The following is a 9,096-nucleotide window of genomic DNA, read 5'->3' as shown; positions in this document are numbered from 1 at the left end:
CCCCTGCCCTGACAGGGGCGCGCTCACGGCTGCCGGGACAGCACCGTCTCCACGGTGTCCGCCTCCTGGGCGGTCTTGTCGTCGCGGTAGCGCAGGACGCGGGCGAACCGCAGGGTGACCCCGGCGGGGTAGCGGGTGGAGCGCTGGAGGCCGTCGTAGGCGATCTCCACGACGAGTTCCGGGCGTACGGTGACGACATGGCCGTCGTCGTTGGTGGCCAGCTCCCCCAGCTTCTCGGTCTGCCACTCCAGCAGGGCGTCGGTGAGCCCCTTGAAGGTCTTGCCGAGCATCGCGAACGTACCGTCGGGCCGGCGTGCGCCCAGGTGCAGGTTGGAGAGCTTGCCGGTGCGGCGGCCGCTGCCCCACTCGACGGCCAGCACCACCAGGTCCAGGGTGTGCACCGGCTTCACCTTCAGCCAGGACGCGCCCCGGCGACCGGCGCTGTAGGCGGCGGTCAGGTCCTTGACGACGACGCCCTCGTGGCCGCGTTCCAGGGCGTCGGCGAGGAACGCGTCGGCGGCCGCGCGGGCCCCGGCGTCGTCCGGGTCGTCGACGACCGTACGCCGGACGCGCAGGTGCTCGGGGAGCAGCCGGGCCAGGGCCGCGTGGCGGTCGGCGAAGGGCAGGTCGAGCAAATCCTCGTCGTCGACGAGCAGCGCGTCGAAGAAGACCGGGACGACGGGTACCTGCGCCGCCGCCTCCGCCACGTCCCGCCGTGAGCCCACCCGGGACGCGGTCTCCTGGAAGGGGCGCGGCCTGCCGTCCTCGCCCAGGGCGATCACCTCGCCGTCCAGGATGAAGCGGCCGGCCGGGAGGGCGGCTACGGCGGCGGTCAGCTCGGGCAGCCGGTCGGTGATGTCGTCGAGGGTCCGGGTGTAGGCACGGATCCGGTCGCCGTCGCGGTGGACCTGCACCCGGATGCCGTCGAGCTTCTCCTCGACCGCGCACGCGCCCAGTTTGTCGAGGGCCTCCCCGACCGAGGCGGCGGTGTGCGCCAGCATCGGCTGGACGGGCCGCCCGACGGTGAGGCGGAAGGCGGCGAGCGCCTCGGGTCCTTCCGCGAGGAGGGTCCGGGCCACCTCCTGGAGCGATCCGGCGAGCATCACGGCGCGCCGGACGTCGGCGGGCGGGGCCTCGGCGGCCTTGGCCAGCGCGTCGGCGGCGACGGCGTCCAGGGCTCCCTGGCGTACCTCGCCGGTGAGCAGGGCCCGCAGGAAGCGCTGCTCGTCCTCGGTGGCGGCGGCGAACAGGGCGCGCAGGTGCTCCTTGCGCCGGGCCTGGGAGCCAGGGCCTGAGACGGCCGCGAGGGCGGCCAGCTCGGCGTCGACGCCGGTGACGGTGAGGGTGGGCTCCGCCGCGGGCTCCACCGGTTCGCCGAGGGACCGCCACCCCACCCCGATCCGGCCCTGGGGCAGCCGTCCGGCGAGGTACGGGATGACGACGGGGACGTCCTCGGGTCCGGCGTCCCGGAAGAGGCCGGCGAGGAGCGCCACCTTCTTGGACCGGGCGGAGGTGGCGGCGACCTCCAGGGAGACCTGGGCGAGCTCGGCGAGCAGCATGCGCCCATGGTGCTACGGGGCGGAGCCCGACGCCCACCCGCGCGGGAGGCGATCGGTCATATGTAGTTGAGGGCGGCAGCCCCGCCCGCCCCCCCGAGGACCATGAAGGCGGGCATCAGCACCTTCATCTCCACCCAGCTCCCGGCCCGGAAGCGCATCGGCTTCGGCGGGCCGATCGGGTACCAGCGCTTGCGGCCGATCGGGATGGGCCACAGGATCGGGCAGCCCGAGACGGTCAGCGCGTCGCCGATGTCGTGGACGAGCGCCCCCAGCACTATGGGCAGCCCCAGCCACAGATACTCCTGGCCGGGGGCGTCGAACAGCCAGTCGGCCCCGTTGCCCGGCTGGTCCAGGACGCCCGCGAGGATCCAGGCGCTGGTCGCGCCGAGCAGCCACACCAGGACGTCGCTGGAGACCCGGGCGGCCCGCCACAGCAGGCCCTCGACGGCGAGCACCAGGTGGACGAAGAGGATCGCGAGGACGGCCCAGCGGCCGCCGGTGACCGCGGCCACGGAACAGCCGCCGCCGATGAGGACGGCCCACAGCCAGGTGTGGGTGAGGGTGCGGTGTCCGCCGGTCCTGCGGGGGTCGCCGGCGCTCTTGGTGGCCTTGTAGACGGCGTAGGAGAGCTTGTCGACGATCTCGCAGAGGGCTTTGGAGATCGGGCCGAAGGCGCGCGAGATGGTCGCGGACTTGTGGTCGAGGTCGGGGGCGAGCGCGGCTCCCGCGCAGATCAGCGCGCCGACGACGAGGACGGGCCAGGGCATCGCGTGGCCCGCGGCGGTGGCCGCCGCGCCCACCCCCAGCCAGGCCGCTGCCCCTGACAGAGAGTGTGCCGGTCCCATCATGGCCTTTCCCGCCCCCAGTGGTTCGCGCGCCCACCACCGGTACGGCGCGGGCAGGTTGAGACCGCAGCGTATCGTCCGTGATCTTCGTGCCGTCCGCCGGTTCCCTCATCCGGGCGGAAGACAGGCAAGATGGGGGCGTGACCCTCATCGACCAGCTTCCCCAGACCGCCGACCCGGACGCCCTCTTCGAGGCCTTCTCCTCATGGACCGAGAGCCAGGGCATCTCGCTTTATCCGGCTCAGGAGGAGGCGCTGATCGAGGTGGTCTCCGGGGCGAACGTGATCCTGTCCACCCCGACCGGCTCGGGCAAGAGCCTGGTGGCGGCGGCCGCGCACTTCACGGCGCTGGCGCAGGACAAGGTCACCTTCTACACCGCGCCGATCAAGGCACTGGTGTCGGAGAAGTTCTTCGACCTGTGCAAGCTCTTCGGCACCGAGAACGTCGGCATGCTCACCGGTGACGCCTCGGTCAACGCGGACGCCCCGGTGATCTGCTGCACGGCCGAGGTGCTGGCCTCCATCGCGCTGCGCGACGGGAAGTACGCCGACATCGGCCAGGTCGTGATGGACGAGTTCCACTTCTACGCCGAGCCGGACCGCGGCTGGGCGTGGCAGATCCCGCTGCTGGAGCTGCCGCAGGCGCAGTTCGTGCTGATGTCGGCGACGCTCGGCGACGTCGCGATGTTCGAGAAGGACCTGACCCGCCGTACCGGCCGCCCCACCTCGGTGGTGCGCTCGGCGACCCGTCCGGTGCCGCTGAGCTACGAGTACCGCTTCACGCCGATCACCGAGACGCTCACCGAGTTGCTGGACACCCGGCAGTCGCCGGTCTACATCGTGCACTTCACGCAGGCGGCGGCCGTCGAGCGGGCGCAGTCGCTGATGAGCATCAACATGTGCACGAAGGAGGAGAAGGAGAAGATCGCCGATCTGATCGGCAGCTTCCGCTTCACCACCAAGTTCGGGCAGAACCTCTCCCGTTACGTGCGCCACGGGATCGGGGTGCACCACGCGGGGATGCTGCCGAAGTACCGCCGGCTGGTGGAGAAGCTGGCCCAGGCGGGTCTGCTGAAGGTGATCTGCGGGACGGACACGCTCGGTGTCGGCGTCAACGTCCCCATCCGCACGGTGCTGTTCACGGCGCTCACCAAATATGACGGCACCCGGGTGCGGACGCTGCGCGCGCGGGAGTTCCACCAGATCGCGGGCCGGGCCGGGCGGGCCGGGTTCGACACGGCCGGGTTCGTCGTGGCGCAGGCCCCCGAGCACGTCATCGAGAACGAGAAGGCCGTCAAGAAGGCGGGCGACGACCCGAAGAAGAAACGCAAGGTGGTCCGCAAGAAGGCCCCCGAGGGGTTCGTCGCCTGGTCGGAGACCACCTTCGACAAGCTGATCCAGTCCGAGCCCGAGCCGCTGAACTCCCGTTTCCGGGTGACGCACACGATGCTGCTCGCGGTCATCGCCCGCCCGGGCAACGCGTTCGAGGCGATGCGGCATCTGCTGGAGGACAACCACGAGCCGCGCCGGGCGCAGCTGCGGCACATCCGGCGGGCCATCGCCATCTACCGCTCGCTGCTGGACGGTGGCGTGGTGGAGCAAATGGAGACGCCGGACGCCGAGGGCCGGATCGTGCGGCTGACGGTCGACCTCCAGCAGGACTTCGCGCTGAACCAGCCACTGTCCACGTTCGCGCTGGCCGCGTTCGACCTGCTGGACGCCGAATCCCCCTCGTACGCGCTCGACATGGTCTCGGTCGTCGAGTCGACGCTGGACGACCCCCGGCAGATCCTGGCCGCCCAGCAGAACAAGGCGCGCGGCGAGGCCGTGGGCCAGATGAAGGCGGACGGGGTCGAGTACGAGGAGCGGATGGAGCGGCTCCAGGAGGTCACGTATCCGAAGCCGCTGAGCGAGCTGCTGTGGCACGCGTACGACGTGTACCGCACGAGCCACCCGTGGGTGAACGACCACCCGGTGTCGCCGAAGTCGGTGATCCGGGACATGTTCGAACGGGCCATGACGTTCACGGAGTTCACCTCGCACTACGAGCTGGCCCGGACCGAGGGCATCGTGCTGCGGTATCTGGCGAGCGCGTACAAGGCGCTGGAGCACACGATCCCGGACGACGTGAAGTCGGAAGACCTCCAGGACCTGATCTCCTGGTTGGGCGAGATGGTGCGTCAGGTGGACTCCAGTCTGCTGGACGAGTGGGAGCAGCTGGCCAACCCCGAGGTGGAGACGGCCGAGCAGGCGCAGGAGAAGGCGGACGAGGTCAAGCCGGTCACGGCCAACACCCGCGCCTTCCGGGTGCTGGTGCGCAACGCGATGTTCCGGCGGGTGGAGCTGGCCGCGCTGGACCGGGCCGGTGCTCTGGGCGAGCTGGACGGCGACTCCGGGTGGGACGAGGACGCGTGGGGCGAGGCCCTGGACGCGTACTGGGACGCGCACGAGGAGATCGGGACCGGTCCTGACGCGCGGGGCCCGAAGCTGCTGAAGATCGAGGAGGACCCGGCGCACGGGCTGTGGCGGGTCTGGCAGGCGTTCGCCGACCCGGCGGGCGACCACGACTGGGGCATCAAGGCCGAGGTGGACCTGGCCGCCTCCGACGAGGAGGGCCGGGCGGTCGTCCGGGTCACCGAGGTCGGCCAGCTGTGAGCGCACCCCTGACGCGGAACTGGAGAGGTACGGCATGACGAACCCGGCCGAACATCTGGTCGACCTTCTCGACCTGGAGCCGATCGAGGTCAACATCTTCCGCGGCCGAAGCCCGGAGGAGTCTCTGCAACGGGTCTTCGGCGGCCAGGTCGCGGGCCAGGCGCTGGTGGCGGCGGGCCGGACCACCGACGGGGACCGGCCGGTGCACTCGCTGCACGCCTACTTCCTGCGGCCGGGGCGTCCCGGGGTGCCGATCGTCTACCAGGTGGAGCGGGTGCGGGACGGCCGGTCCTTCACCACCCGGCGGGTGACGGCCGTCCAGGAGGGCCGGACGATCTTCAACCTGACGGCGTCCTTCCACCGCCCCGAGGAGGCGGGCTTCGAGCACCAGCTGCCGCCGGCCCGGATCGTCCCGGACCCGGAGGAGCTGCCGACGGTCGCCGAGGAGGTGCGCGAGCACCTGGGCGCGCTGCCGGAGGCGCTGGAGCGGATGGCACGGCGGCAGCCCTTCGACATCCGTTACGTCGACCGGCTGCGCTGGACGCGCGACGAGGTCAAGGACGCCGATCCGCGCAGCGCGGTGTGGATGCGCGCGGTGGGGCCGTTGGGCGACGACCCGCTGGTGCACACCTGCGCGCTGACGTACGCGAGTGACATGACGCTGCTGGACGCGGTGCGCATCCCGGTAGAGCCGCTGTGGGGTCCGCGCGGTTTCGACATGGCGTCCCTGGACCATGCCATGTGGTTCCACAGGCCGTTCCGGGCGGACGAGTGGTTCCTGTACGACCAGGAATCGCCGATCGCGACGGGCGGGCGGGGCCTGGCGCGGGGCCGGATCTACGACCGTTCGGGGCAGCTGCTGGTGTCGGTGGTGCAGGAGGGGCTGTTCCGGCGGCTGGAGCAGTAGCCCCGTCCCGGTTCATGTGCCCGGCAGCGGGTCCTGGTCGACCTCGTGGCGGCGGGTGCGGATGTCCGGGGGCGCGGGGTGCAGCTTGGCGTCGCAGGACGGGCCGAGACCGGCCCGCCGCGAGTCGGCCCCGGTCAGCGGCCGGCCGCAGAGACGGCAGCGGACGAGGCGGCGGCCCTCCGGCGGCCCGTCGTCGGTAGCCGTCTCCTCGCGGACCGCTTCGTCGCCCCCGGGCAGCGGTTCGGGAAGGGCATCGGGTGTGTCCACCCCTCGATGATCCCAGCCCGGGCGGGCCGCCGCCCGCGGCCCCGGGCTTCCCGGCCGGGGCGTCCGGTTTGCCGAACCGTGCCGGGGCCGCGTTACTTGGAGTGAGCCCCGGGCCGCCGGCCGGGCGGAGTTCCGTGCGACGCGGGGCCGGGAGCCGCGGAGGTGCCGGGATGGACATGATCCACATCCGCGCGGTGAGCCCGCCGGACCTGACCGACGAGGTCGTCGGCCTGCTCTCGGCCGACCCCTGCGTACTCAATCTGATCGTCCAGCGCGACGCCGCGCGACGCCCCGACGCGGCGCCACCGGTCCATGGTGCGCAGCGGGCTGGCCGCCCTGGGGGCCGGCTTCCTCCTCATCATCGTGGTCACCTTCCTCTTCGCTCTCCTGATCCGGGGTTTCGGGCTGGAGTCGGGGGCGTTCGACCGGCAGCGCCTGATGCAGGCGGCCGGTGACATCTTCCTCGGCTGGGAGCGGGCCGACGGCCTCGACGGCCGGAGCCGGGACTTCTATGTGCGCCAGTTGCGCGACTGGAAGGGCATCGCCGAACCGGAGGCGATGGTGCAGAAGGGGATGCGCGCGTTCGGCGAGATGTGCGGCGCCACGCTGGCCCGCGCCCATGCCAGGTCCGGGGGCCGGATCGCCATCGCCGGATACCTGGGCGGCAAGGATGTCTTCAACCGGGCTCGGGAGAGCACGAACTGGGACACTTCCTGTCCGCGACCGCGGAGTACTCGGTCGGCGCTCTCGTCCTGCTCATCGTCTGCAAGTCGCTCGCCTACTGCGCCTCGTTGAGCTGCTTCCGGGGCGGCCCGGTCCGGTCTTTCCCGCGATGTTCGTGGGAGCGGTGGGCGGTGTCGCACTGTCTCATCTGCCGGGGCTGCATCTGACGGCGGGGTTCGCAATGGGCGTCGGGGCCATGTGCGTGGCGATGCTGTGGCTGCCGATGACCTCGGTGCTCCTGGCGACGCTTCTGCTGGGCAGGGAGGGGCGCACCGTGATGCCCCTGGTGATCGTGGCGGTGGTGGTGGCATACGTGCTCCGGCTGCCGCCCGCGCCGGCGGACCGGAACGGGGCACGGACCGGGGCCACCTAGAGCTCTTCCCTGATCAGGGATATATTCCCGGATATGGGAGATGCGACTGAGGAGCCGGACCCCATGGGCGTCCGGCTCGCCGTGAGACTGGCGGACCTGCGCACCGAACACGGCTGGTCCCTGGACGAGCTGGCCCGCCGCAGCGGGGTGAGCCGGTCGACGCTGTCGCGGCTGGAGCGCTGCGAGGTGAGTCCGACCGCCACGCTGCTCGGGCGGCTGTGCACGGTCTACGGCCGGACGATGTCCCGCCTCCTCATGGAGGTGGAGGCGGAGCCCCCGCCCCTGGTGCCGGCGGCCCGGCAGACGGTCTGGCGCGACGAGGCGGCCGGGTTCGTCCGGCGGTCGGTCTCGCCGCCGCATCCCGGGCTGCGCGCCGAGGTCGTCGAGTCCGTCCTCGAACCGGGTACGTCAATCGCCTACGAGAACGCGCCCGTGCCCGGTGTCGAGCAGCACATCTGGGTACTGGAAGGCACGGTGGAGGTGACGGTCGCCGAGGTGACGCACACCGTGCGGACGGGAGACTGCCTCCGCTTCAGACTCCATGGTCCCTCCCGGTTCCACTGCACGGGGCCCGGACGGGCCCGCTACGCCCTCCTGATCGTCCTGCCCTGACTCCGGCGCCCCTCGACTCTCCTTCTTCGACCGTTCCGTTGCGAAAGGACCCCTGCCCATGACCGAGATCGTCCACGTGTCCGCCCCCGAACTGGTCACGTACGCCGACGACCTGGCCGGCCTGCTGGTCGAGACCGTCGAGGAGGGGTCCTCGGTGGGCTTCCTGGCCTCGTTGGACCGGGAGGCGGCCGCCATCTGGTGGCGGGAGCGGGCCGCCGCCGTGGAGGCCGGGACCATCGGCATCTGGATCGCCCGCGAGGGCGGGCAGGTCTCCGGGACGATCGCCCTGGTCCGCGCCCCGCTGCCGAACGCCCGGCACCGCGCGGAGGTCGCCAAGCTGATGGTCCGCCCCTCCGCGCGCGGACAGGGGCTCGGCGGGGCGCTGCTGGCGGCGGTCGAGGCGTACGCGGCGACCGAAGGCATCACGCTGCTGATCCTGGACACCGAGAGCGGCAGCCTGGCCGAGCAGGTCTACTGCAAGGCGGGGTGGACGAAGGTCGGGAGCGTGCCGGGATACGCGGCGGATCCCGCGGGCAGCCTCAAGCCGACCACCTTCTACTACAAGGAGCTCGCCGCTCCGTGAGCGGTGGGCGGCACAATGAGCACCACCACGCAAGGAACAGGGAGAGTTTCATGACGCTGCACGACATTCCGCTGCGCACCCTCACGGGCGAGCCGACCACGCTGGGCGCGTACAGCGGCCGGGCCGTCCTGCTGGTGAACGTGGCCTCCAAGTGCGGGCTGACCCCGCAGTACGAGGGCCTGGAGCGGCTGCAGCAGAACTACGGGGACCGGGGCCTGACCGTGCTCGGCGTCCCGTGCAACCAGTTCGCCGGGCAGGAGCCGGGCAGCGCGGAGGAGATCCAGACCTTCTGCTCGACGACGTACGGGGTCAGCTTCCCACTGCTGGAGAAGATCGACGTCAACGGCGGCGGCCGGCACCCGCTGTACGCGGAGCTGACGAAGCTGGCGGACGCGGACGGGGAGGCCGGGGACGTCCAGTGGAACTTCGAGAAGTTCGTGATCTCGCCGGCCGGTGAGCCGGTGGCCCGGATCCGGCCGCGCTCCGAGCCGGAGTCCACGGAGGTCGTGGCGGCGATCGAGGCGCACCTGCCGGGCTGAGCGCACGGGGAAGGGGCGGCCGGGGACATGTCCC

8 protein-coding genes and 3 pseudogenes are annotated in these 9,096 nt (G+C 71.8%); 8 read left to right on the top strand and 3 right to left on the bottom strand.

The features are described from left to right. Positions 1-23: 23 nt before the first annotated feature. Positions 24-1,559, bottom strand: a complete 1,536-nt coding sequence (locus ACFWM7_RS30595) for an ATP-dependent DNA ligase (RefSeq protein WP_383266725.1) — start codon at positions 1,557-1,559, stop codon at positions 24-26. Positions 1,560-1,615: 56 nt separating this feature from the next. Further along, a complete protein-coding gene (locus tag ACFWM7_RS30590) occupies positions 1,616-2,407 on the bottom strand; it encodes a metal-dependent hydrolase (RefSeq protein WP_383266722.1) in 792 nt (263 codons plus the stop codon). Between the two features lie 137 nt (positions 2,408-2,544). On the opposite strand from ACFWM7_RS30590, the gene ACFWM7_RS30585 reads away from it, so the two are divergent. Both ACFWM7_RS30585 and ACFWM7_RS30580 read left to right on the top strand, forming a co-directional pair. Next, positions 2,545-5,058, top strand: coding sequence for a DEAD/DEAH box helicase (locus tag ACFWM7_RS30585; protein ID WP_383266719.1), 2,514 nt, complete (start codon positions 2,545-2,547; stop codon positions 5,056-5,058). Between the two features lie 34 nt (positions 5,059-5,092). Beyond that, complete coding sequence (locus ACFWM7_RS30580) at positions 5,093-5,965, top strand: acyl-CoA thioesterase (protein WP_383266716.1); 873 nt, start codon at positions 5,093-5,095, stop codon at positions 5,963-5,965. A 12-nt stretch (positions 5,966-5,977) separates the two neighbouring features. Here the strand turns inward: ACFWM7_RS30580 and ACFWM7_RS30575 are convergent, their stop codons facing one another. Continuing rightward, the gene (locus tag ACFWM7_RS30575) at positions 5,978-6,232 is read right to left on the bottom strand and encodes a DUF6011 domain-containing protein (RefSeq protein WP_383266713.1); all 255 of its coding nucleotides are present in this window, start codon (positions 6,230-6,232) and stop codon (positions 5,978-5,980) included. A 170-nt stretch (positions 6,233-6,402) separates the two neighbouring features. Here ACFWM7_RS30575 and ACFWM7_RS30570 point away from each other — a divergent pair. The 6 genes and pseudogenes from ACFWM7_RS30570 to ACFWM7_RS30545 form a co-directional block, all read left to right on the top strand. Next, positions 6,403-6,661 (top strand): annotated as a pseudogene (locus ACFWM7_RS30570) (hypothetical protein); the annotation flags it as partial. Next, a pseudogene (locus tag ACFWM7_RS30565) lies at positions 6,662-6,919 on the top strand (DUF2252 family protein); the annotation flags it as partial. Beyond that, positions 6,919-7,328: pseudogene (locus tag ACFWM7_RS30560) on the top strand (chloride channel protein); the annotation flags it as partial. The pseudogenes ACFWM7_RS30565 and ACFWM7_RS30560, both read left to right, overlap by 1 nt. 33 nt (positions 7,329-7,361) lie before the next feature. Next, a complete protein-coding gene (locus ACFWM7_RS30555) occupies positions 7,362-7,940 on the top strand; it encodes a helix-turn-helix domain-containing protein (protein ID WP_383266711.1) in 579 nt (192 codons plus the stop codon). 58 nt (positions 7,941-7,998) lie between these two features. After that, positions 7,999-8,523 (top strand): GNAT family N-acetyltransferase, encoded by a 525-nt coding sequence (locus ACFWM7_RS30550; RefSeq protein ID WP_383266708.1) that lies wholly within the window; start codon positions 7,999-8,001, stop codon positions 8,521-8,523. 50 nt (positions 8,524-8,573) lie between these two features. Further along, entirely contained in the window at positions 8,574-9,062 is a 489-nt protein-coding gene (locus tag ACFWM7_RS30545; RefSeq protein WP_383266705.1) for a glutathione peroxidase, read from the top strand. Positions 9,063-9,096 lie beyond the last annotated feature (34 nt).

The organism is Streptomyces sp. NPDC058375, assembly GCF_042723425.1.
GTDB lineage: Bacteria > Actinomycetota > Actinomycetes > Streptomycetales > Streptomycetaceae > Streptomyces > Streptomyces durocortorensis.
Note: the sequence above shows the minus strand (reverse complement) of the source record. Positions and strands in the feature narration are given on the sequence as shown.